Genomic DNA, 24,387 nt, shown 5'->3' with positions numbered 1-24,387 from the left:
GTCCACCGCTGAATGGTTCATGGAACGCCGGGAGCATCGGCGAGCGGCGCCAAGCCGGCGCCTCCGACGCGTGCCGCGAGCCGGCTCACACGCCCGTGACCGGGAACGAGCAGCTCGGGGGCGATATCGCGCAAAGGATACAGGACGAAATTGCGCTCAGGCAGGCCACGATGCGGCACCGTCAAGTCGGGTTCCGAAATCTGCGCATCGGCGTGCACCAGCAGGTCGAGATCGATCACTCGCGGGCCCCAACGCACCACCGGCTGCGCGCGCCCCAGCTCGCGCTCCAATCTTTTCAACTCGACCAACAACTCGCGTGGCGCGAGCGTCGTCAGCAAGCCGGCCGCCGCGTTGATGAATTCAGGTTGATCCTGCGGCCCCAGCGGCCGCGTCCTGTAGAGCCGCGAGCGCGCGATCAGACGGCAATGTGCCAGGCTCGCCAGAGCCGAGAAACCCCGCTCGATCTGAGCAGCAGGCTGATCGAGGTTGCTACCGAGCGCTACATACGCGGGGAACCACAATGCAGCCGGATTGGAAGAAAGGCTGCTCAAGCGGCTGGCGGACGTGGCCGACGCCGGCGCCGACGCCGCCTCGAACGTCCGGCGGGGGATTGACCGTGACCGCTGCCCTCTTCGACCAGCGCGGTCCGCTCCTCCACGGATTTGGTTTGAATGTCCGTCCACCACTGCGCCAGCTCTTGATCGACCTCGCCAGCTGCCGCACGCAACAACAAAAAATCATACGCTGCGCGGAAGCGCGGATGATCGAGCAAGCGTAACGCTCTGCGTCCTTCGCGGAATGCAAAGCGCGGCTGCAGGCCGACGATCTCGCGCAGTGGCAACGTAAACCGTTTCGGTACAGCGACGCGCGCCTGTTGACGCGCCGTCACCTGATCACACGCCGCCAACAACGCTGGAACCTCAGCACCCTGCTCCGGACGCAGCTTCTCGAATGCCTGACAGATCGACGGCCACATCAGCACCGCAAACAGGAAGGTCGGCGTGACTGACTTGTCCGCACGCACGCGCTCGTCCGTTCCTTCCAGGCCCAGCCGCAGCACTCTCACCGCGACGCTGTTCTTGTCCGCAGCCAACGCCGCCGCGAGATCCGGGAACAGATGCTCGAGCAGCCCGAGATCCCACAACAACTCGAACGAGCGGATCGCGTAGCCGGCGAGAAACATCTTGTTCACTTCATCGAACAAGCGTGCCGGCGGCACGCCATCGAGCATCCACGCAAGTTTCGGAATGGGCGTCGCGGTGTCGATGTGGATACCGAAATTGAGCTTGGCTGCGAAGCGAACCGCTCGCAGCATGCGCACCGGATCTTCGCGATAGCGCGTTTCCGGATCGCCGATGAGACGCAGCACGCGCGCCAGCGCGTCCTCGTAGCCGCCGACGTAGTCCCACACCGAAAAGTCGCTGATGTTGTAGTAGAGCGCGTTGGCGGTGAAATCCCGCCGCCACACGTCTTCTTCGATGGTGCCGTACAAGTTGTCGCGCAAGATGCGGCCTCGCTCATCGAGCACGCGATGGCCCGCCTCATCGACGCTGTTGTCCTCGTCGATGGTCGTGTGCGCCGCGCGGAATGTGGCGACTTCGATGATTTCGTGGCCGAAGCGCACGTGCGCCAGATGAAAGCGCCGGCCGATCAGGCGGCAATTGCGAAACAGCTGCTTCACCTGGTCCGGATGCGCGTTGGTGGCGACATCGAAATCCTTCGGCTGCAGGCCGAGCAGCAGGTCGCGCACGGCGCCGCCCACGAGAAAAGCCTGATAGCCGGCCTCTTTGAGCCGGTACAGGACTTTCAACGCATTCGAGGATATGTTGGCGCGCGAGATCGGATGTTGATCGCGAGGCACCACACGGGGGGTGCTCGCCGCGTCGATCTCGGCCGGGGAGTTGTTATCGTTCAATAGCAGCGGACCGTCCGTCGGTGTCAAAAACTTGAGCCGCGAAAAACGGGCCGTATAATACCGCGTCTTCTCGGCACGTCAGTGCCAGCCTTCTAATACGCTCCCATCGTCTAGAGGCCTAGGACGGAGCCCTCTCAAGGCTTAAACCGGGGTTCGAATCCCCGTGGGAGCGCCACTCCCCTCCCGATCCCATGCGATCCCAAGGAGGGGCGTCGGCTTTCCTGGCACGCATCCGGCATTCCGGCCGGCACAAGCGGTAGCAGCGCACAGAAACACGCAGCATTCCGGGCCTTTCAGCTGCTCTCGCAGGCTGCTTGTGCATAATGCGCCCACTTGACCCGGAGTCGACATGACGCCAGCGGACCGCCGCATCACGGAGCTCATCGATAAGTGGCTCACCAGCATCGACCTGCATCTGCAGTACGTCGAGCTGAGTGATGCCGCTTATGCGCGCGTGCAGCCCTGGCAGAAGCACGACCGGCCGACCCGGTGGGTGCTGGAAGTGGCGCGCCAGAAGGTGCTGGAGCTGAAACAGCACTGCGAAACCCGCCAGGCCATGGGCGATGGCAAGTTCTCCGAGTCGCTGGAGCTGATGGCGTTCCTGGCCAACCTGGTCGGCATTCAGCATATCCAGCGCTTCATTCCGCTGGCCGATCCCGCCAAGGCCGACGCGGCCGCGGGCACCAGCCAGACCGTGGAAGCGCCAACGGTCATTCGCGCAGCTCCGCAGCGGTCTCGAGCCCCGGCCGAAGATCCGACGCGCGAAATGCCGCGGCTCAAGACCGTCCGGGTCAAACCGGAAGAACAAGTGCCCCTGCTGGATGCCACCGAGGAGCTGGCCCCCGCAAACCTGGTGGCGCCAGTCGCTGTACCGGCACAGCAGATACCTTCCACACGACCCGCCCCGCAGGTGAAGAAGGGCAATCCCCCTGCGCAACCCGCCAAGGCCGCGGCCCGGTCTGTCGCCGCCGCTCGTCCAGCCCAGGCAGAAGCTGCAAAGCCCGCGCCGCTGGATATGAAGGGCAAGATCATTGCGGACGCGGTCCGCCTGCTCAAATGGGGCAAGCCCTGGCACGAGCTGGCAGAGCTGATCGCGCGCATCGCCGAGCGCCCCTCGGCGGCCGAGATCCGCAAGGTGCTGCGGGCCCACAAGAGCGAAATCGAGAAGGCGGCGCAGCGCTGACAGCTGCCGCAGTCCCCTTCGACAAAAGGCGGGCAAAAAAAGAGGCCGGATACTGTAGAAGTGATCCGGCCAACAGGGGGATTCGGTAACGGCTGCCGCCATTGTCCCCGGCGCAGCCTACAAATTCGTTGCAATCCTAAATGCGGTCGCTGACTGACTCTTCAAGGGGTCCGGCGCAGCTCTTGGCGCTCGACCCGGCAGTCATTTATCGCATTTATTTTGCGATGCCAAAGATACCCGAGTTTGCGACGCGGTACAACTGCTGCGTTGCAAAATATTTCTGGACCGACGCGCCCGCCAGCGGTTTTCTGTCGGCAAGCGGCGCCAATCCACCAATGCATCGAGCAGGGCAGATTCGACCGCGCCCGAACCGCAAAATTCCCTGCGACCCTGGCGACTCCTTTTGCGCCTCCTTTTCATCATTAAGAGATCGTCATGAAGGGGCCTGGCAAGGGGTCGCCGCACGACTTGAAAAAGCCGCCGCACCCGGAAAAAATCCCGGCCCTCTCCAGCGCCGCAGGCGCATCGCCACAACTCCAACCAGGCGCATGCCGCCGGCGCCGGCCTCCTCGTCGGCCCGAGCGCCGGCAGGAACCCGGGCGGCGCGGCGCAGTCTCATGGAAAAATTTTTTAGTAGGCCGATCCTCGACCATGGATGATCCGACCTCTTTGATGACCCCCGTGACATTGCTGAACAGCAGGGCCCTCGCATGATAGAGATCAAAAACCTCTCGAAACGCTACGGCACGCTCACTGCCGTCAACGATATTTCCTTCAGCGTCAGCCCCGGCCAGGTGCTCGGCTTTCTCGGTCCCAACGGCGCCGGCAAGTCGACCACGATGAAAATGATCACCGGCTTCCTGGCGCCCACTTCCGGCACCATCAGCGTGTGCGGCCACGACGTGCAGGACGCGCCGCTCGCGGCCAAGGCCGTGATGGGCTATTTGCCCGAAGGCGCGCCGAGCTATGGAGAGATGACGGTGCGCGGCTTCCTGAATTTCATCGCGGATGTGCGCGGCCTGAGCGGCGAGCGCCGCCGGGCCCGCCTCGATGACGTGATCGGCCGGCTCGCGCTCGGCGGCGTGCTGGAGCAAATGATCGAAACGCTCTCGAAAGGCTTCAAGCGCCGCGTCGGCCTGGCCCAGGCGCTGCTGCACGATCCGCAAGTGCTGATTCTCGACGAGCCCACCGACGGCCTCGATCCCAATCAGAAGCACCAGGTGCGCACACTCATCAACGACATGGCCAAGGACAAGATCATCGTGATCTCCACGCACATCCTCGAAGAGGTGGATGCGGTCTGCAATCGCGCCATCATCATCGCCGGCGGCAGGCTGCTGGCCGATGCGACGCCCAAGGAGCTCGCAGCGCGCGCGCCGAGCGGTCGCCTCGATGACGTGTTCCGTGAAATCACCACTGGCCAGAAAGCCGCGGCCTGAGGCGAGCCATGCACAACATCAAAACCATCTTCCGCCGCGAGTTCGGCAGCTACTTCGCTACACCGCTCGCGCTGGTATTCATCGTGTTCTTTCTGGCGCTGGCCGCGGCGTTCGCGTTCCAGTTCGGCAATTTCTACGAGCGCGGCCAGTCGGATCTGGCGCCGTTCTTCAGCTATCACCCCTGGCTCTATCTGTTCCTGATTCCCGCGATCTCCATGCGGCTATGGGCCGAGGAACGCAAGTCCGGCAGCATCGAGCTGCTGATGACGCTGCCGATCACCACCTGGCAGGCCGTCATCGGCAAGTTCCTCGCCGCCTGGGCATTCGCCGGCGTGGCGCTGGCGCTCACGTTTCCGATGTGGATCACCGTCAACTACCTGGGCGATCCGGACAACGGCGCGATCCTGGCCGCTTACATCGGCAGCTTCCTGATGGCTGGCGGCTTTCTTGCCATAGGCGCGTGTTTGTCGGCCGCGACGCGCAATCAGGTGATCGCTTTCATCTTCACGGTCGTGCTGTGCTTCGCGTTCCTGCTGTCCGGCTTCCCCATCGTGCTGGGATTGTTCGACGGCTGGCCGCAGCCCATCGTCGACGGCATCGCGTCGCTGTCGTTCCTCACGCACTTCCAGTCGATCTCCAAAGGCGTGATCGATCTGCGCGACCTGTTGTATTTCGCCACCGTGATCGGCGTCTGGCTCGCCGCCACCACGATCGTGCTCGACATGAAGAAGGCTGACTGACATGAACACCACTTCACGCAGCCGCAAGACTTATGGCGCGACCGCGCTCGTGGCGCTCGCCCTGTTGTTCATCGGCGTAACCATCCTCATCACTTTCGTCCTGCGCGGCGCGCGCATCGACCTCACCGAGAGCAAGCTCTATTCATTGGCGCCGGGCACCGAACGGATCGTCAGCTCGCTGGCCGAGCCGGTGAATCTGTATTTCTTCTTTTCGCAGGAAGCGAGCGCGCAGTCGCCGCAGCTGCGCGCCTACGCGCAGCGTGTGCGGGAAATGCTGGAAGAAATGAGCCGCGAATCCGACGGCAAGCTGCGCCTCACCGTGATCGATCCGAAACCGTTCTCGGAGGAGGAAGATCGCGCCAGTGAGTTCGGCCTGCAGACGGCATCGCTCACTCCGGGTGGCGAGCCGGTGTACTTCGGCCTGGCCGGCACCAACTCCACCGACGGCCGCGAGATCATCGGTCTGTTCCAGCCCGACAAGGAGGAGTTCCTGGAGTACGACGTCGCCAGCCTCATCTATCGCTTGGGCAACACCAAGCGCGCTACCGTCGGTTTGATGTCGAGCTTGCCGGTGGATGCCCGCTTCGATCAGATGAGCGGTCAGATGGCGCCGGGCTGGGCCAGCATTCAACAGCTGCGCGAGCTGCTTGAAGTGCGCACGCTGCAGCCTGACGGCAACGAGATTCCCGCCGACATCGGCGTGCTGATGGTCGTCCATCCGAAGGCTTTGAGCACGCAGGCGCAATACGCCATCGATCAATTCGTCATGCGCGGCGGCAAGCTGATCGCCTTCATCGATCCGCAGTCGGAAAACGACAATGCCGGCGCGCAGCCGGGTATGCCTCCGATGGGTGATCGCTCCTCCACGCTCGGGCCATTGCTGGAGGCGTGGGGCGTGAAATTCGATCCCACACAGATCGTCGGCGATCGCGAGCTGGGATTGACGGTGTCGCTGCGCCAGGGCCAGCCGCCCTCGCAACACATCGCCATCATCGGCCTGAACCGGCAGAGCATGAACTCGAAGGACGTGACCGTGTCGGCGCTCGACACCGTCAACGTAATGACCGCCGGCGCCCTGTCGAAGAAAGAAGGCGCCGCCATCGAGTTCGAGCCGCTGATCCAGTCGAGCGCCAACGCCGCGCTGTTGCCGGCTGCGAAGCTGATGTTCCTACCGGACAGCGAATCTTTGCTCGATGGCTTCAAGGCCACGGGCGAGCGATACACGATCGCCGCGCGCGTTCACGGCAAGCTCAAGTCCGCGTTCCCGGACGGCAAGCCCGACGCCGAAGGCGCCGCGGGCCAGCATCTCACCGAGTCGAAGGAAGATGCCAACATCATCCTGGTCGCCGATACCGACATCCTCGCCGATCCGCTGTGGGTCCGCACGCAGAGCGTGTTCGGTCAGCGCTTCGCGGTGGCTTGGGCAAACAACGGCGACTTCCTCGCCAACTCGGTCGACAACCTGGCCGGCAGCGCCGATCTGATCAGTGTGCGCGGCCGCCAGAGCTTCTTCCGTCCATTCACCAAGGTCGAAGAGCTGCGCCGCCAGGCCGGCGATCAGTTGCGCGCCAAGGAGAAGGAGCTGGATCAGGAGCTCAAGGAGACCGAGCAGAAACTGTCCGCGCTGGAAGCGGCGCGCGGCGACCAGGGCTCGTTCTCGCTATCGCCTGAACAGCAAGCCGAGTTGGAGCGCTTCCAGGAAGAGCGCTTGCGCATTCGTAAGGAACTGCGTGAGACGCAGCGCAGCCTCAATGTCGAAATCGAGAAGCTCGGCACGCGACTGGCGATCATCAACATCGCACTGGTGCCCACGCTGCTCGCGATCGGCGCCCTCTCCCTTTGGTTCCTCCGTCGCCGCCGGCTGCAAGCCGGCCGCGCCGCGGCTCACACGGCTCGAGGTTGATCATGACGTCACGAAATCTTTCCATTCTCGGATTGGTTGCAGTGCTCGCCGTGGTAGCCGGCGTCTGGCTGGCTGGCCGGCAGGCAGCCACGCCCGCCACTGAATCGGCGGCGTTGTATCCCGATCTCAAGGAACAGCTCGATGCCGTAACCACCGTGCGCATCGTCAAAGCAGGCGGCACGCCGGCCGTCGAGTTGAAGCGTGGCGATGGCGGCTGGACCGTCAGCGAACGCAACAACTATCCGGCTGACGAAGCCAGGCTGCGCAAGCTGCTCACCAGCGTCGCGGAAGCGAAGGTGATCGAGGAGAAGACCTCCAATCCGGAAAGCTACTCGACGCTCGGCGTCGAAGACGTCAGCAACGCGGATGCCAGCGGCATGCAACTGGAGATCGAGGGCACCAAGGCGCCGGTGAAGCTCATCGTCGGCAAGCACGCCTCGGGTGCGTCGTCGCACTACGTCCGCCGCGCCGACGAACCCAAGAGCTGGCTGATCAACAAGAGCCTCGACACCTCGTCCTCGGCCGATCAGTGGCTGCGCAGGGACATCATCGATGTGTCCGCCGACCGAGTGCAGTCCGCCGAAGTGAAGATTGGCAACGCCAAGCCTTACACCGCGCTGAAGAAGACGCGCGCCGATGCGGAGTTTGCAGTTGAAGGCTTGCCCAAAGGCAAGGAGCTCAGCTCGCCTTCTGCCGCATACAACTTTGCCTCGGCGCTCTCCGGCCTCACGCTGAACGACGTGAAGCCGGCCAGCGAGCTGACCGACAAGCCCAGCGCGCAGACGACGTTCAAAACGTTCGACGGGTTGGTGGTCGAAGCGGCCGGCTGGAAGACCGACGACAAGCACTACATTGCGCTGAAGACGTCCTACGACGCCGCGCTGGCGGAGAAATTCAAAGTCGCGACCGCGGAGACGGAAAAGAAAGATGCGGCTGAGGGCGACAAGAAAGACGCAGCCGCCACCGACAGCGAAGGCGCTCCTCCCGCAGCGGACGAGCCCGCCGAGGAGAAGACCGCCAAACCCGAGACTCGCAACGTCGAAGAAGAAGCGACCAAGGCCAACGCACAGCTCAGCGGCTGGGTGTACGAGGTCCCGGGCTACAAGTACGACGCGATCTTCAAACCCGTCGACGAGTTGATCAAGAAATAACCGTCCAGAGGGAGGCCAGGCTCGCCCCTGGCCTCCCTCTCAACGTCTCTTCGGCAATACCACCACGCGAGTCCGCGTCCACCGATCCGGCCAGGCCAGCCGGTCCCGGTCCACCCAGATCCACAAATACCCCGCGAACGCCAACATGAGCGACACCGCCGCCGCGGCGAGGCGCTTGATCACATCGCCCCACCTCAACAAGCTGCCATCCTCTCGCTCCACTCGCAGCCGCCAGGCAAGCATTCCCAACGTCTGCCCCTGGCGCGTCCAGAACAGGCCGAAGAACACAACGACGATGGCCACGAGCAACGCCTGATACGCATATTCCCACGCGCCGAAACGCTCGCTCGTGATCGCTTCCCCGCCCGTCAACGGCAGCAACACCGCCGTGACCACCATCATCAACGCAATGATTGCCAGGGTGTCATAGAGCATCGCGCCCAGGCGACGCAGGACACCGGCGCCAGGCAGGCGCTCGGTCGGAGGAACTTCAGTCATGGCTAACGGACGCGTGAAACGGCAACGGTAGTAATGACCGCCAACAGGACCGTGGGGAACCAGGCGACCACCAGGGGCGGCATGTTGAACACTTCACCGCCACTTTCCAACATCTTCGCCAACAGAAAGAACACCACGCCGATCATGATACCGACGACCGTGCGTGCCCCCGTGCCGGTCGATCGCATTGGCCCGAATGCAAATGGCACCGCGAGCACCACGATGATGGCCACCGCCACCGTGCGCGCGATCCGGGCCCAGAAGGCCGTTTCATAGCTGCGCGAATCGAGCCCGTTCTGCCTCAGATGTTGAATGTAGCTATACAAGCCGCGGCCGGGCAGCGACTCCGGCTCCAGTACCGCGAGCCCCAGAAACTCCGCTGACAACCGCGTCTGCAGATGCGTTTCCGCTTCCTTGCGCGTATCGACCCGCTCATGACCTATGCGGGACTCGACGTAATTTTCCAGCTGCCAGCGATTGTTCTCATCGATACTGGCGCTGCTGGCATGCCCGACACTTCTCAGCCGGCGCTGCGCATCGAAGTTGAACACGTAGACGCCGCCATAGCGATTGTCCGCCGACTGCTGGCGCACGGTAATCATCATGTCGCCATCTTTGGCCCAGGCACTGCGATTGCCGGCCATGCTGAAGTCGTTGAACTTGGCAAAGGTCCTCAACTGCCGGGCGTACTGTTCCATGGGCGGCGCAACCATTTCCCCGAGGATGCCGGTGAAGATCATCAAGAGGACGCCCGCCATCGCCGTCCACAGCGCGATCCGCATCGTCGACACACCCGCGGCGCGGACCACGATGAGCTCGAGTGTGCGCGCCATATTGCCGAGCGCAAGCAAAGCGCCGATCAGCGCGGCAATCGGCAACAGATCGAACGCGTACTTCGGCAGGTTCAAGCCGACGAACATCAACGCGTCCTCAACCGAGTACGTGCCCACACCGATGTCGTCCTGCTGCGTGATGAACAGGTACAGCGCGCTCAACGCCAGCAGCACGAGCATCACCAGCGCGGTGTTGCCGATCACCGCCTTCATCACGTAACGGGACAGAATGGAAGTCATGCCGGCACCGCCACGGTCCGGACCTTGGCGAGCGGCGCCTCACGCCACAGCAGCCACAAACCCACCGCGATGGCGATGGCATGCACCCACCAGGGTCCGACCCACTCGGGAACCACACCGCCTTCGACCCAGGTGCGCGCTGCGTCCAGCAGCAGCGAGTAGACGAAATAGAATAGAATGCCGATGCCAATCCGTCCGAACCGGCCTTGCCGGGGCCGCACACGTGCCATCGGCACGGCGACCAGCATGAGGATCAAGGCCATCAGCGGCGTCGAAATCCGGCGCTGCAGTTCGGCACGATCCGCCAGATCCTCGGACGCCATCAGCTCGGCCGTCGGCTTCATCGCCGCCTTGCCGGCGCGACCCGTGATCTCGCCCAGGCGGATCGGATAGCCGCCCTCGGCGAACTGGGTGATCTGCCAGTCGCCACGCCCCGGCACACCTTTGTAATGCTCACCGTCGTACAGCAAGAACATCTGATCCGCCTGACCCGCGCCACGTTGTTCGGCGCGCGTCGCCACCCAGATCTCCAGCTCGCCTTCGCTCTGCGCATCCTGCGTGCGGTCCACGAAGACATTGACGTTGTGGAGAATGCCGTTGTCATCGACCCGCTCGGCGTAGAACACCACGTTGCCGCCGCCGAAGGTTCGAAACCGGCCGGGCTCCAACAACCCGAACTGGGCTTCCTGCAATGCCTGCACGCGAATCTCCTGGGCGCGCGCCGAAGCGTGCGGAATCGCCCAGAACGACAGCCACAGCAGCAGCGCGGTGATGGCCAGGCCAAGATACGAGATCGGCCGATACAGGCCCGAGGGCCCGACGCCGCACGACTGGATCGCGGCCATTTCGCTCTCGTGATAGAGCCGCCCCAAGGTGAGCATGATGGCCAGGAAGAAGCCGATGGGAACCACCACCGTCAGGTAACCGGCCGAGGTCAGGCCGATGAGCTGCAGCACCACGGTGCGGGGAAAATCGTTGGCGGCTGCCTGTGACAACACCCGGGCCAGCTGATTCGACAGCAGGATGACCAGCAGCACGCCGGTGACGGCCAGCCAGGTTTCCGCAACCTCCCGCAGGAGATATCGATCCAAGGTCCGCAATGCTCGTTCCGCGTCGGTTATCGGCAGGTCTTTTTCCCGCAGCGGGAAGTTGGTTTTTGCGCGGCGGGTCAGGCGCCGCCGCGAATGGAGTAGACTACGTTTTTTTCGCGCCTTTGTGCGAGGAAGGTTCATGGAATTTTTTGTCAGCACTGCCTCCCCCTCCCGGCAACGCACCGATTGCGCCATCGTCGGCGTGTACGACAAGGGCGTTCTGTCCACTGCGGCCGAAGAGCTCGATGCGCGTATCGGCGGCCGGATCGCCAAGCTGGTCAAACGGGGCGACCTGCGCGGCAAGAGCGGTGACGCCGTGCTGTTGGCGGACCTGAGTGGCCCTTGCGAACGCGTCATCGTGCTGGGCCTCGGCACTCGCAGCGCCTTCAAGCGCAAGCAGTACCGCAAGGCCCTGGCCAGTGCATTGAGCGTCCTTTCCAAGACGGGCGCGCGCGATGCGGTCAGCTATCTGGGCCTGGACGAAATTGCCGATGCCGACGCTTACGCACAGGCGCGGGCCGCCGTGGAAGTCGTGGCGGCGTCGCAGTACCGCATTCCCGATCACAAGACGACCAACAAGCGCCCCAAGCCGGCGCTGACCAAGTTCGGTCTGGCGGTTGGCAGCCGCGGCGACAAGAACCAGGCCGAGCGCGGCCTGACCCACGGCCAGGGCATCGTCGCCGGCATGGCGCTGATGCGCGACCTGGCCAACCAGCCCGCCAATGTTTGCACGCCCACCTATCTGGCCCGCGCGGCCAAGAACCTGGCGAAGGATTACAAGAAGCTCAACGTCCGTGTATTGAATGAAGCCGAGTGCAAGCGGCTCGGCATGGGATCGTTCCTTTCGGTGACCGAGGGGACCGAACAACCCGCCGCCTTCATCGTGTTCGAGTATTACGGTGCGCCGCGCAGCCAAGCGCCGACCGTGCTGGTTGGCAAGGGCGTGACGTTCGATACCGGCGGTATCTCGCTCAAGCCGCCGGCGGCGATGGATGAAATGAAGTTCGACATGAGCGGCGCCGCCAGCGTGTTCGGCACCATGAAAGCCGTGCTGGAGCTGCAGCTGCCGATCAACGTCGTGGGCGTCGTGCCAGCCTGCGAAAACATGCCGGGCGGCCGCTCCACCAAGCCAGGCGACATCGTCAAGAGCATGTCGGGTCAAACCATCGAAGTGCTCAACACGGACGCCGAAGGGCGCCTGATCCTGTGCGACGCGATCACCTACTCGCGCCGCTTCAAGCCCGACGTGGTGATCGACCTGGCGACGCTGACGGGCGCCTGCGTGATCGCGCTGGGCAGTCATCTCTCCGGCTTGTTCAGCAATGACGACGCTCTCGCCGCTGCCCTGAAGGCGGCTGGTGAACGCGCCGACGATCGCGCGTGGCACATGCCCATCGGCGAGGAATATGCCGAGCAGTTGAAGAGCAACTTCGCGGATTTCGCCAACGTTGCGGGTCGCGAAGGCGGCGCCATCACCGCGGCTTGCTTCCTGTCGAAGTTCACGGAGGGCCTGCGTTGGGCGCACTTGGATATCGCCGGCACGGCGTACCAGTCGGGCGCCAACAAGGGCAGCACGGGCCGGCCGGTGCCGCTGCTGGTCGACTATCTGATCAACAAGAAGTAAGCGACTGGCACATGAGCCGAGTGGACTTCTACGTCCTCTCCGCGGAAGCACCCGACGCCCGCCTGCGCTATGCGTGCAGGCTGGCGGAGCGCGCCGTCGAGCAAGGCTGTCACGTGTACATCCAGACGCAGGATGTGCAGCGGGTCGATGACATGCTGTGGACGTTCAGTGACGGCAGCTTCCTGCCGCACGAGATCTACCGTGGTCAGCCGGCGTCCCATGAGCGGGTGAAGGTGATGCTGGGGCCGGATGCCGGCCCGGCATCCCATCGCTCGTTGTTGATCAATCTGGTCGAGGCAATGCCTTCGGACGTGAATGCCTACGAACGCATCGCGGAGATCGTCGACGTCGATCCGGAACGCAAGCGCAGTGCTCGTGAAAGATACAAACAGTATCGCGAGCTGGGCTGCACTCTGGAGTCTCACAACCTCTGATTGGCGTTTATGCGTCGGCGGTCACAAGAGATTGGCTTGACGCGTCAGTGGTCATTAGAGATTGGCTTGATGTGTCAGTGGCTGGCGCAGCGCGCATGTGAGCCCCGATCCCGCTGACATTTCGGGACGGAATCTCTCTTCTTCCGAAAATAAGAAAAATTAAGAAATTACTCTCCCCTCCCGTACACGGGAGGGGCCGGGGGTGGGTCTTCTGGCATGAAATGGCCCCATGACATCACTCAAACAAGATACGCCGCATGATCGATAGTCACATTCTCCGCACCCCGCTCGAGCGCCGCCCGCACCGACTGTGGCAACGGCGCCTTCTGCAACGTGTGATGATCTACGTGCACATACACCGTCTCCACCGTGACAATCACCCGCTCCTCCCCCGCGATCCGAAACTCCGTCGCCAACGTAAACGACGTATTGCCCACGTGCTTGGTGGCAATCGAGATCTCCAGCACCTGGTCATACCGCGCCGGTGCCCGCCACTCCGTGGTTTGCTTGACGAGCTGATAGTCGAGCTCACCCGTCTGCATTTCCTTCTCATAGCCCAGCGCCCGGAAGAATTCCGCCGCGGCCACGTCGGTGTATTCGGCGTAGCGCGAGTTGAAGACGACCTTCTGCGCATCGCATTCGTTGTAGCGCGTGCGTAGAAAATAGCGGAATCGGCTCATCGTCATTTCTCCTCGACACTGGATCGGCAAATGATAGCGTGCGCCGCCGCGCCGCCGCGGGCGTTAGATCAAGCGAGAACCGCCCAGCACACGCACACTACAGCCTTGATCTGGTTAACAAAATCCCGCCAAGGCACCCGACCCGAAGCGGCCATCACGCCACGAAAGCCAGCGACCAGCCCTACAACGACAGCCCCGATCGCCTGCACGGCGGCCGGATCCCGGACCTGCCAGCTATACTAGCCAGCTGTTTTCCGCCTCCGTTCGCATCATGCAAAAGACCTACGACCCCAAGGACCTCGAGCAGCGCATCTACCAGCGATGGGAGCAGCATGGCTGGTTCAAGCCCTCGGGCCGGGGCGCCCCCTATTCCATCGTCATTCCGCCGCCCAACGTCACCGGCACGCTGCACATGGGCCATGCCTTTCAGCACACGCTGATGGACGTGCTCACCCGCCAGCACCGCATGCAGGGCGACAACACGCTGTGGCAGCCGGGCACGGATCACGCGGGCATTGCGACGCAGATGGTGGTCGAACGGCAGCTCAACGCCGAGGGCATACATCGGCGTGACATCGGCCGCGAGGCATTCGTGAAGCGCGTGTGGGAATGGAAAGCGCAGTCCGGCGACACCATCTCGCGCCAGGAGCGCCGCATCGGCAACTCGGTGGACTGGTCGCGCGACCGCTTCACCATGGACGAAGGCCTGTCGCATGCCGTGACCGAAGTCTTCGTGCGCTTGTACGAAGAGGGCCTGATCTATCGCGGCAAACGCCTGGTCAACTGGGACCCGGTGCTGCACACCGCGTTGTCCGATCTCGAAGTGCTGCCGTCCGACGAGCAAGGTTCGTTGTGGCATTTCCGGTATCCCATCGAAGGCACCGACCAGCACATCGTCGTGGCCACCACGCGTCCGGAAACCATGCTCGGCGACACCGCGGTGGCCGTGCATCCGGAGGATGAGCGTTACAAACATCTCATCGGCAAGCAGATCCGCCTGCCACTGACCGGCCGGCTGATCCCCATCGTCGGCGACGCCTATGTCGACCCGGCATTCGGCTCGGGCTGCGTCAAGATCACGCCGGGCCACGACTTCAACGACTACGAAATCGGCCGGCGCCATTCGCTGCCGCTGATCAACATCTTCGACGCGAACGCCGCGCTGAACGAGCAAGTGCCCGAGAAATATCGCGGGCTCGACCGCTTCGTGGCGCGCAAGCAAGTCGTTGCCGATCTCGAAGCGCTGGGGCTGGTCGAAAAGATCGAGCCGCACGCGTTGAAGGTGCCGCGCGGCGATCGCAGCAACGCGGTGCTGGAGCCGTGGCTCACCGATCAGTGGTACGTGCGCATCGCCCCGTTGGCCGAGCCGGCGATCAAGTGCGTCGAAGACGGTCGCATCCGGTTCGTGCCCGAGAACTGGGCCAAGACCTACTTCCAATGGATGCACAACATCCAGGACTGGTGCATCAGCCGCCAGCTGTGGTGGGGCCATCAGATTCCGGCGTGGTACGACGACCAGGGCAATTGTTACGTCGCCCGCACGGAAGAGCTTGCTCGACAGCAGGCTCGCGCCAAGCTCGGCCGCGACGTCGAGCTCACCCGCGATGAAGACGTGCTCGACACGTGGTTCTCCTCCGCACTGTGGCCGTTCTCCACGCTGGGCTGGCCCGAGCAAACCCAGGAGCTGAAGACGCTGTATCCCACCAGCGTGCTGGTGACCGGCTTCGACATCATTTTCTTCTGGGTGGCCCGTATGATCATGATGGGCCTGAAGTTCACCGGCGACGTGCCGTTCCGCGAGGTGTACATCACCGGCCTGATCCGCGACGAGAACGGCGACAAGATGTCCAAGTCCAAGGGCAACATCATCGATCCGCTGGATCTCATCGACGGCATCGACCTGGAGTCGCTGGTCGCCAAGCGCACCTCCGGCCTGATGCAGCCGCATCTGAAGGACAAGATCGAGAAGGCCACGCGCAAGCAGTTCCCGAATGGCATCCCCTCATACGGTGCCGACGCGCTGCGCTTTACGTTCTGCGCGCTCGCGACGATGGGCCGCGACATTCGTTTCGACCTCGGTCGCATCGAGGGTTACCGAAACTTTTGTAACAAGCTGTGGAATGCGGCTCGTTATGTGCTGATGAATCTGGAGAAGGAACCTCCCGCGTCGGCGTCGGGGCCGGTCGAATACTCCGTCGCGGATCGCTGGATTCGCTCGCGCCTGGGCGCGACCATCGAAGAAGTGCGCGCCCGCCTCGCCGAGTACCGCTTCGATCTGGCCGCGCAGACGTTGTATGAATTCGCGTGGTACGAGTATTGCGATTGGTACCTGGAGCTATCCAAGCCCACGCTGCAATCCGACCAGTCAAGCGATGCGCACAAGCGCGGCACCCGCGAAACGCTGGCGCTGGTGCTGGAGTCGTACCTGCGTTTGTTACATCCGATGATGCCCTTCATCACTGAAGAAATCTGGCAGTCGGTGGCACCGCTCGCGGGACGCAAAGGTGAGACCATCATGCTGCAGCCGTATCCGACCGCAGCGGAGTTCCCGCGAGATCTCGATGCAGAGAGTGCGATTGCGCCGATCAAGGCTGTAATCCTTGGCGCACGACAGATTCGTGGCCAGCTCGATATTCCTCAGTCGCGAGAGATCGCGGTCGCGTTCCAGACGCCGGAAGCAACTGACAACGAATCGCTGAAGGCCAGTCTCAACGTGGTCACCGCCGTCGCCAGAATCGCCAGGCTGGACCTGCTGCCCAGCGACGCCACATTGCCGCCCTCCGCCACCGCCATCATCGACCGCCGCACCATCTCCTCGCCGCTGGCCGGCCTCATCTCCGATCCCCAGGCCGAGCTGACGCGCCTGCGCAAGCGCAAAGCCAAGGTTGAACAGGACTTGAAGCGCGAAGACGGCAAGCTCGCCAACCCGAACTTCGTCGCCAACGCGAAACCGGAAGTGGTCGCGGAAGTCCACGAGCGCATCGCCGAGTTCAAGCGCCAGATCGCGCAACTCGATGAGCAGGAGCAGATGGTCAGCAGATTGTAAGAAGAGTTTTGCAGAGAAGAGAAGCCGAGCCGCACACCTCAGTGCGGCTCTTGGGTTTTTAATCTCCATCCGCCCAAAGCCACCACCGCCGCCGGAGGCGTCGCCTGTGATGGGTATGTCCTCCCGGCAGCTTCGAAAAGCAGGGACCTTTCGTAGCAGCGCCACAGGGATGTGCAAGCAGCGCCGGCCGCGATAGCGGGCGGCGGCGGGTGCGCGGTGCCGGGAGGACATACCCATCGCAGGCGACGCAAGCCACTGAGGCCGACTCTTCGTTCCGGTAGTGTCGGCATATTGCGAATCCGCCGTGTGCTATGGCGCGAATGCGAACTACCTACTTGCATTTCGCGCCGTACTACAGACACTGGCCGGCGAAGAAGCCGGAGAGCGCATGAATTCCGCGATTCCTACTCTGATCACTCAGGCCGACCCCATCGAGCTGATCGCTACCACGGCGGCGCAACTCAATCGGGTGATCCTGGGCAAGGAACACCAGGTTCGACTCTGCATTTCTTGCCTGCTGGCGCGCGGCCACTTGCTCATCGAGGACATCCCGGGCGTCGGCAAGACCACGCTCGCGCATGCGCTCGCCGAATCGCTGGGCATGTCGTATCAGCGCATCCAGTTCACCAGCGACCTGCTGCCCGCCGACATCATCGGCGTGTCCGTGTTCGATCGCGAGACCAGCAGCTTCCAGTTCCACAAAGGCCCCGTGTTCTCGCAACTGGTGCTGGCGGACGAAGTGAATCGCGCCACGCCCAAGGCGCAGAGCGCGCTGCTCGAAGCGATGGAAGAACATCAGGTCACCGCCGACGGCAACACCTATCCATTGGCCGCGCCGTTCTTTGTGATCGCGACCCAGAACCCCGTGTATCAGATCGGCACCTACCCGCTGCCCGAATCGCAACTGGATCGCTTCCTGATGCGCCTCGAATTGGGCTATCCCGATCCGGCGCTGGAACGCCAGCTGCTGCTCGGCCAGGACCGTCGCGATCTGCTGGCCACCCTGGCGCCGACGCTGTCACCGCAGCAACTGTTGCTGATGCAGACCATGGTGCCGAAGGTGCACGTGTCCGAAGCCTTGCTCGACTACGTGCAGGCGATCGTTCGCTACACTCGCGAATCTCCTTTGTTTGAATCGGGCATCTCGCCCCGCGCCTCGATCGGTCTGCTGCGCGCGGCTCAAGCGTGGGCCCTGATTCATGGCCATCAGGGCGTCATACCCGAAGACGTACAAGCAGTGCTGGCCGCTGTCGTCGGCCATCGCCTCAAGCCACGGGACGACGCCGCGCCGAAAACGCCGACCGAAGTAGGTCAGTTCGTTCTCAAAGAAGTGCCGGTGCCCTAGCCACCGCGGCGCCGGACCTCGCCGACCCTCGCATGCCCATCAATCTCGATTTCGGCATCGTTCGTCGCATCCGCCAGTTCTCGCGGCGCTGGGCATTCAAGCGTCACGGCGTGGATCCGGACCCGCTGACCCTGTCGAGCCGGCGCATCTACATCATTCCCACCGGACTGGGCGTCGCGTTCGCACTGATGTTATTTGCGATGTTCATCGGCGCGATGAACTACGCAAACAACCTGGCGCTGGGTCTCACATTCCTGCTCGGCTCGCTGGCGCTCACCGCCATGCACTACTGTCATCGCAATCTGGCCGGCCTGGTGATCCGGTCCGCGACCAGCGAGCCGGTCTTCGCCGGCGGCATCGCGAAATTTCACATTGCGTTGGAGAACACCGCGCCGCTGGCCCGGCACGAGCTCACTGTCGCCAACGATCATGGCATGGCCGAGCCGCAACGCGTACCGGCGAACGGACGGGCCGTGTTCGAGTTGCCGTTGCCTGCCCCCAAGCGTGGCCTGCTGACACTGAACCATTTCGAGACCATCACGCGACATCCATTCGGGTTGTTTCGTGCGTGGTCTCACCTGCACATGAATCTCACGTGCGTCGTGTATCCGAAGCCCAGCCCGCGCGGCATCACACCGCCGCCCGTGGAAACGGACACCGGCGGGGCGCAGGACTCGCTGTTGGGCGATGAAGAATTCGCCGGCATGCGTCCATTCCAGGCAGGCGACTCGCCAAGGCGAATTGCCTGGAAGGCCTACGCGCGCGAGCAGGGTTTGCAGGTCAAGGTGTATGCCGGCACGGCAGTCACCTCGCACGTCTTCGATTGGGACGCACTGCCCGGCCTCGGCACGGAAGCTCGCCTGTCACAGTTGTGCCGATGGATCGAGGACGCTCATGCCGCCGGCAGCGCCTTCGCACTGAAGCTGCCGAATCTGCAGATCCCGGCGAACATCGGGCAGGCGCATCGCCAGCGCTGCCTCACCGCGCTGGCGTTGTTCGACCAATGAACGCCGTCACCCTGGATCATCGACTGGAACAGCTCACGCCGCTCGGCCAGCGGCTCGCGTGGGTGATCGCGGGACTGACGTTATCGGTGCTGCCGCACGTTACGCACATTCCAGCCTGGACGTTGCTGATTGCCGGCGTCGCCGCCGCCTTGCGGATGACCATCGAGCTGAAGCGCTGGCCCTTGCCGCCAAAATGGATTCGCACACTGGTCGCGTTCGCGGCGCTGCTCGGCGTGGTCGCGAACTTCCGCACGATCAACGGCATCGATGCCGGCACATCACTGCTGATCCTCATGGCGGGCATGAAGCTGCTGGAGACCCAGTCCATTCGTGACCTGACCGTGGTGGTCTTTCTCTCGTACTTCGCGCTGTTCGCAGCCTTCCTCTACAACCAGAACATCATGTTGCTGCCGTACATGATGCTCACGGCGTGGCTGATAACGGCGACGCTGATGCGGGTCCATCAGGCGGAGGCCATGTCGATTCGCGAAGCGGCCGGCACGACTGCGAAAATGATTCTGCAGGCACTGCCGCTGGCCGTGCTGCTGTTCCTGTTCTTTCCTCGCTTGCCCGGGCAGTTCTGGGCCGTGCCGCCGCGCGAGAAGGCCTTGACTGGCTTGAGCGAGGAGATGACGCCGGGCGATGTGTCCGAGCTGAGCCTGTCCAGCGCGATCGCGTTCCGGGTGAAGTTCCAAGGCGAACCGCCACCGGCCCGGGAACGTTACTGGCGCGGCCCGGTGCTGCATCACTTCGACGGTCGCACGTGGCGGCGCGTCGCCACGCCGTACTCACAGCAGGACATTGCGACTTCGGGCACCACTTATCGCTATCGCATCACGCTGGAGCCACAGGAACGGAACTGGATTTTTCCGCTCGACATGGTTACTGGCTGGAGCCGCGAGCGCGCATTCCGCACGGGTGACTTCCAGCTGTACGCGCGGCAACCTCAAATCTCCGTGCTCACGTCGTTCGATCTCGAGTCGTCGCCGACCTATGTCACCACCACGGCGTTGCGCAATGACCTGCGATACTTCGACACCGCGCTGCCCAACAATCGCAACCCCCGTACCGTTGAGCTCGCGAGGCAGATGCGCGAGCGCGCGGGCAGCGAAGAGGCTTTCATACAATCGGTGCTCACCAAGTTCGGCAGCGAAGAGTTCTATTACACCTTGCAGCCGCCGGCGCTGGACTCGAACGCGGTCGATGACTTCCTGTTCAACACCAAGCGCGGCTTTTGCGAGCACTTCGCATCAGCCTTCACCGTCATGGCACGAGCCGCGGGAATTCCGGCTCGCATCGTGACCGGCTACCAGGGTGGCGAGTACAACCCAATGGGCGACTACTTCATCGTGCGCCAGTCGGACGCACACGCCTGGTCGGAAGTGTGGCTGGAAGGCAGAGGTTGGCAGCGCATCGATCCCACCGCGGCGATCGCTCCCCAGCGCATCGAGCGCGGGCTGGACGCCGCGATTTCCGAACAGGAGGACGTGCCCGGCAGAGAGCTACGCCAGAGCGCGCTGTTCAGCCAGGCCCGCATGCTGTGGGACGCGGCGAATACGTTCTGGAACGATCAGGTCGTGCAGTTTGGCGAAGTCCAGCAACGCTGGCTGCTGGAGAAGCTCAACGTCAAGGATCCGCGTTGGGAATATCTGGGCGTGGCCATGATCGTTGCCCTGCTCGGATTCTTTGGCGTGCTGTCCGCGTATCTCGCCTGGAAGTTCAAGCCGCGAGCGCGGGATCCCGTCGCGCACGTCTATGAGCAGCTGTGCCGCAAGCTCGCGAAGCTGGGCGTGCCTCGCTTACCCCACGAAGGACCGAATGACTATGTCGCGCGCGCCGCGCAAGCGCGGCCCGAATTGGCCGCACAGTTGTCGGAGTTCGTTTCGGTGTATGTGGGCTTGCGCTACGGCCCGGCGCCGTTGCCGACTCAGTTCAGCCGGCTGAAGTTTCTGGTAAACCAGCTGCAGGCGTAGTGCCACTCGCCACTCGGGTGGCGAGGAACAGAACGATCGCGCCACCGGCGAACAACAACGCCACCGACAGAATGGCCATGCGTGAATTGCCGGTGAGCAGCGCCGTTGTGCCCATCAGCAGCGGGCCCAGCACCGCGGCGAACTTGCCCATCATGTTGTAGAAACCGTAGAACTCGCCGGCGCGATCGGCGGGAATCAAACGTCCGTAGTACGAACGGCTCATCGCCTGCACCGCGCCCTGCACGCAGCCGATGGCCGCGGCCATGACATAGAACTCCGTGACGCTGGTCATGAACACGGCATAGAAAGTCACCGCGCAATACACGCCAATACCCACGAAGATGCCCACCAACGGGCTGAAGCGATCGCCGAGCGTGCCGAACAGCAACGTGGCCGGGAATCCGATGAACTGGATCATCAGAATGCCCGAGATGAGGCTGTCGGCCGGAAAGCCCAGCGCCAGGCCGTAGTCCACCGCCATTTTCATGATGGTGTTCACGCCATCGATGTACATCCAGTATGCGAGCAGGAACAGAATCACCGGGCGATACTTGCGCACTTCCTTGAAGGTGCGCGCCAGTTCCTCGAATCCTTCACGGAACGCGCGCGCAGCGCCGATGGGCGCGCGGTCCTGCGTCCGGGGGAACGTTCGAAAGATGGGAATGGCGAACAACGTCCACCACACGGCGACTGAAAGAAAAGCAACGCGAATGGCCGCTTCGGGATTCTCCAAGCCGAACATGCCCGGCTTGGCGAACATCAGCACATTGATCGTCAGCAACAGCGCGCCGCCCAGATATCCCAACGCATAGCCGAAGCCGGACACCGAATCGATGCGCTTGGGCGGCGCGACCTTCACCAGCATGGAGTCGTAGAAAATCAGGCCGCCCCAGAAGCCGAGCGACGCCACCGCAAACAACACGGCCGCGGCCACCCAATCGCCGACGCCCACGAACCCGAGCATCGCGGTCGGAATGACGCCGATCGCAGTGAACGCTGCGAGGAAACGCAGATGCGCACTGGTCCGATCCGCCAGCGCACCGAGCCACGGCGCCATGACGGCCAGCACGAAACTGGAAACACCGTTGGCGATGCCGAGCCAGAAGGTACTGGTGGTCGCGTCCTGCCCCGCCGTGAGGTACTGCTTGAAGAACAGCGGGAAGAACACGACCATCACGGTGGTCGCGAATGCCGAGTTCGCCCAGTCGTACAGCGCCCAGGCAAAGACCTTCTTGGTGATCAGCGGCGACTTCATGTCGGATGAGTTCGTTACGCGGCGGCTGCCAGATGTTCGCGCGTCTCGCGAAAATCCAGATCCGGCCAGCGTTCCAGGGTGAGTTGCAGATTGACGCGCGTCGGCGCGAGATAGACCAGTGCGCCGGAGTGGTCGATCGCCAGGTTCTCATAAGCCTTGGCGCGGAATTCCTCCAGCTTCTTCGCATCCTTGCCGTACACCCAGCGCGCGGTGTACACGTTGACGTTGTCGAACGCGGCCTGCACGGAATATTCATCCTGCAGGCGGAAGGCGACCACGTCGAACTGCAGTTGGCCGACCGCGCCGAGAATCAGATCGTTGTTGCGCAATGGCCGGAACACCTGGGTCGCACCCTCTTCGCACAACTGATCCAGCCCCTTCTGCAACGCCTTCATGCGCAGCGGATCCTTCAACACCACACGACGGAACATTTCCGGCGCGAAGTTGGGAATGCCGGTGAACATCAACGATTCGCCTTCGGTGAAGGTGTCGCCGATGTTGATGGTGCCATGATTGTGCAAGCCAATAATGTCGCCGGCGAACGCTTCATCGGTATGCTGACGGTCCGCGGCCAGGAACGTGAGCGCATCGTTGATGCGCATTTCCTTGCCGAGCCGCACATGGAACAAGCGCATGCCACGCGTGTACTTGCCGGAGCAGATGCGCATGAAAGCGATGCGGTCGCGATGTCCCGGGTCCATGTTCGCCTGGATCTTGAAGACGAAGCCGGTGAGCTTTTCTTCCATCGGCTCCACGACGCGGCTGGTGGTCTCGCGAGCTTGCGGCCCCGGCGCATGTCTCACGAACGACGCCAGCAGTTCCGTCACACCGAAATTGTTGATGGCCGAGCCGAAGAACACCGGCGTCTGTCGCGCGGCCAGATATTCCTTGGTATCGAGCTCCGGCGCGGCACCGCGCACCAACTCGACTTCGTCACGGAATGCCTGTGCCCGGTCGCCGAGAAACTCCGTCGCCGCATCGCTATCGAGCTTGTCGATGGTCGCGTGCGTGCCCGCCCGCCCCTTCTCGCCGGCCTGATAGACATAGATGCGATCTTCGAGCAGGTGATAGATGCCCCGCAGATCGTGCCCCATGCCGATGGGCCAGGTGATGGGCGCACAGGAAATCTTCAGCACCTTCTCGATCTCGTCCAACAGCTCCATGGGCTCGCGGCCCTCGCGGTCGAGCTTGTTGATGAAGGTCATGATGGGCGTATCGCGCAGGCGGGTCACTTCCATCAGCTTGATGGTGCGCTCCTCGACGCCCTTGGCGCAGTCGATCACCATCAGCGCCGAATCCACCGCGGTCAGCGTGCGGTAGGTGTCCTCGGAAAAGTCCTCGTGGCCCGGCGTGTCGAGCAGGTTGACCATCCGGCCTTCGTAGGGAAATTGCATGACCGAGGAGGTGACCGAGATGCCGCGCTGCTGTTCGAGCGCCATCCAGTCCGAGGTCGCATGCCGGGCGGCCTTGCGCCCCTTCACCGTGCCCGCCAGCTGAATGGCACCGCCGAACAGCAACAGCTTTTCGGTCAGCGTGGTCTTGCCCGCGTCCGGATGGCTGATGATGGCAAAAGTTCTTCTTCTGCCGATTTCCTCGGATAAGGGGCCATTCGCCATCGTCAAGAAACCTCTGAGCGCACCGGCAGTGCGCGCCTGCACGAGTAAAAGGGGGCGAATGATAGCCCAGAACGCTGTCGGCACGATGACCGGGAAAGCAGACGGCTCGCTGACCCGAGGGCGCGCAGCCCCCAATCACATCAAGGACTTATGCCGTGCCCGCGGCAGGCTCAACTCAGGGCGCGTTCAACATGCGAGTGCCGACTTTGACGGAGCCCAGCGACTCGTGCAGCTTGATGGCCACCGGGTTGGAGGGGCGCACTTCCGGAACACGTCCTGCATCTCGGCCTCCTGGGCGCGGCTCAGCAGGAAATCCATCAGGCGCCGGCCGACACCGCTGCCGCGCAGGCCAGTAGCTTTCGCCGAACGTGGCGAGCGTCGAGCGCAACGTGGCAACCATCGTTGTGAGCTGCA

Annotated in this window: 18 protein-coding genes, 1 tRNA gene and 1 pseudogene; 12 read left to right on the top strand and 8 right to left on the bottom strand. The window is 63.1% G+C overall.

Annotation, left to right across the window (positions count from 1 at the left end):
• Positions 1-17: 17 nt before the first annotated feature.
• Together folK and pcnB are read right to left on the bottom strand one after the other, a co-directional pair.
• A complete protein-coding gene (gene folK / locus VGE08_RS16995; RefSeq protein WP_331069105.1) occupies positions 18-551 on the bottom strand; it encodes a 2-amino-4-hydroxy-6-hydroxymethyldihydropteridine diphosphokinase in 534 nt (177 codons plus the stop codon).
• Positions 548-1,915 carry a polynucleotide adenylyltransferase PcnB gene (gene pcnB, locus VGE08_RS16990; protein ID WP_331069104.1) on the bottom strand — a complete coding sequence of 456 codons (1,368 nt, stop codon included), beginning with the start codon at positions 1,913-1,915 and terminating at the stop codon, positions 548-550. Before pcnB ends, folK begins: the two co-directional genes overlap by 4 nt.
• A gap of 99 nt (positions 1,916-2,014) precedes the next feature.
• Between pcnB and VGE08_RS16985 the strand changes: the two genes are divergently transcribed.
• The 6 genes and pseudogenes from VGE08_RS16985 (at position 2,015) to VGE08_RS16960 (ending at position 8,331) form a co-directional block, all read left to right on the top strand.
• A tRNA-Glu gene (locus VGE08_RS16985) sits at positions 2,015-2,090 on the top strand.
• Between the two features lie 174 nt (positions 2,091-2,264).
• The gene (locus VGE08_RS16980; protein ID WP_331069103.1) at positions 2,265-3,098 is read left to right on the top strand and encodes a hypothetical protein; all 834 of its coding nucleotides are present in this window, start codon (positions 2,265-2,267) and stop codon (positions 3,096-3,098) included.
• Between the two features lie 710 nt (positions 3,099-3,808).
• Positions 3,809-4,474, top strand: a pseudogene (locus VGE08_RS16975) (ABC transporter ATP-binding protein); the annotation flags it as partial.
• Positions 4,475-4,545: 71 nt separating this feature from the next.
• Positions 4,546-5,277 carry an ABC transporter permease subunit gene (locus tag VGE08_RS16970; protein ID WP_331069101.1) on the top strand — a complete coding sequence of 244 codons (732 nt, stop codon included), beginning with the start codon at positions 4,546-4,548 and terminating at the stop codon, positions 5,275-5,277.
• A gap of 1 nt (position 5,278) precedes the next feature.
• Complete coding sequence (locus VGE08_RS16965) at positions 5,279-7,180, top strand: Gldg family protein (protein WP_331069100.1); 1,902 nt, start codon at positions 5,279-5,281, stop codon at positions 7,178-7,180.
• A 2-nt stretch (positions 7,181-7,182) separates the two neighbouring features.
• Positions 7,183-8,331 carry a DUF4340 domain-containing protein gene (locus VGE08_RS16960; RefSeq protein WP_331069099.1) on the top strand — a complete coding sequence of 383 codons (1,149 nt, stop codon included), beginning with the start codon at positions 7,183-7,185 and terminating at the stop codon, positions 8,329-8,331.
• Between the two features lie 39 nt (positions 8,332-8,370).
• Here VGE08_RS16960 and VGE08_RS16955 read toward each other — a convergent pair whose 3' ends face one another.
• The 3 genes from VGE08_RS16955 to lptF are packed head-to-tail and all read right to left on the bottom strand — an operon-like array spanning position 8,371 to position 10,993.
• Positions 8,371-8,829 carry an RDD family protein gene (locus VGE08_RS16955; protein ID WP_331069098.1) on the bottom strand — a complete coding sequence of 153 codons (459 nt, stop codon included), beginning with the start codon at positions 8,827-8,829 and terminating at the stop codon, positions 8,371-8,373.
• Between the two features lie 2 nt (positions 8,830-8,831).
• Entirely contained in the window at positions 8,832-9,902 is a 1,071-nt protein-coding gene (gene lptG, locus VGE08_RS16950; RefSeq protein ID WP_331069097.1) for an LPS export ABC transporter permease LptG, read from the bottom strand.
• Positions 9,899-10,993, bottom strand: a complete 1,095-nt coding sequence (gene lptF / locus VGE08_RS16945) for an LPS export ABC transporter permease LptF (protein ID WP_331069096.1) — start codon at positions 10,991-10,993, stop codon at positions 9,899-9,901. The genes lptG and lptF overlap by 4 nt, the downstream gene beginning before the upstream one ends.
• A gap of 139 nt (positions 10,994-11,132) precedes the next feature.
• Here lptF and VGE08_RS16940 point away from each other — a divergent pair, with 139 nt between their 5' ends.
• Positions 11,133-12,617, top strand: coding sequence for a leucyl aminopeptidase (locus VGE08_RS16940; protein ID WP_331069095.1), 1,485 nt, complete (start codon positions 11,133-11,135; stop codon positions 12,615-12,617).
• Positions 12,618-12,628: 11 nt separating this feature from the next.
• A complete protein-coding gene (locus VGE08_RS16935; RefSeq protein ID WP_331069094.1) occupies positions 12,629-13,051 on the top strand; it encodes a DNA polymerase III subunit chi in 423 nt (140 codons plus the stop codon).
• 239 nt (positions 13,052-13,290) lie between these two features.
• On the opposite strand, the gene VGE08_RS16930 is transcribed toward VGE08_RS16935, so the two are convergent.
• On the bottom strand, positions 13,291-13,731 hold the full coding sequence (locus tag VGE08_RS16930) for a thioesterase family protein (RefSeq protein WP_331069093.1): 441 nt from the start codon (positions 13,729-13,731) through the stop codon (positions 13,291-13,293).
• Between the two features lie 271 nt (positions 13,732-14,002).
• Here VGE08_RS16930 and VGE08_RS16925 point away from each other — a divergent pair, with 271 nt between their 5' ends.
• The 4 genes from VGE08_RS16925 (at position 14,003) to VGE08_RS16910 (ending at position 21,102) form a co-directional block, all read left to right on the top strand.
• Positions 14,003-16,777 (top strand): valine--tRNA ligase, encoded by a 2,775-nt coding sequence (locus VGE08_RS16925; protein WP_331069092.1) that lies wholly within the window; start codon positions 14,003-14,005, stop codon positions 16,775-16,777.
• Positions 16,778-17,165: 388 nt separating this feature from the next.
• Complete coding sequence (locus VGE08_RS16920) at positions 17,166-18,122, top strand: MoxR family ATPase (protein ID WP_331069091.1); 957 nt, start codon at positions 17,166-17,168, stop codon at positions 18,120-18,122.
• Between the two features lie 32 nt (positions 18,123-18,154).
• Entirely contained in the window at positions 18,155-19,129 is a 975-nt protein-coding gene (locus VGE08_RS16915; protein WP_331069090.1) for a DUF58 domain-containing protein, read from the top strand.
• A complete protein-coding gene (locus VGE08_RS16910; RefSeq protein WP_331069089.1) occupies positions 19,126-21,102 on the top strand; it encodes a DUF3488 and transglutaminase-like domain-containing protein in 1,977 nt (658 codons plus the stop codon). Before VGE08_RS16915 ends, VGE08_RS16910 begins: the two co-directional genes overlap by 4 nt.
• On the opposite strand, the gene VGE08_RS16905 is transcribed toward VGE08_RS16910, so the two are convergent.
• Complete coding sequence (locus VGE08_RS16905; RefSeq protein WP_331069088.1) at positions 21,062-22,357, bottom strand: MFS transporter; 1,296 nt, start codon at positions 22,355-22,357, stop codon at positions 21,062-21,064. The genes VGE08_RS16910 and VGE08_RS16905 overlap by 41 nt on opposite strands.
• A 14-nt stretch (positions 22,358-22,371) precedes the next feature.
• A complete protein-coding gene (locus tag VGE08_RS16900; protein ID WP_331069087.1) occupies positions 22,372-23,973 on the bottom strand; it encodes a peptide chain release factor 3 in 1,602 nt (533 codons plus the stop codon).
• Positions 23,974-24,387 lie beyond the last annotated feature (414 nt).

It is taken from the genome of Steroidobacter sp. (genome assembly GCF_036406195.1).
Classification (GTDB): domain Bacteria; phylum Pseudomonadota; class Gammaproteobacteria; order Steroidobacterales; family Steroidobacteraceae; genus Steroidobacter.
Note: the sequence above shows the minus strand (reverse complement) of the source record. Positions and strands in the feature narration are given on the sequence as shown.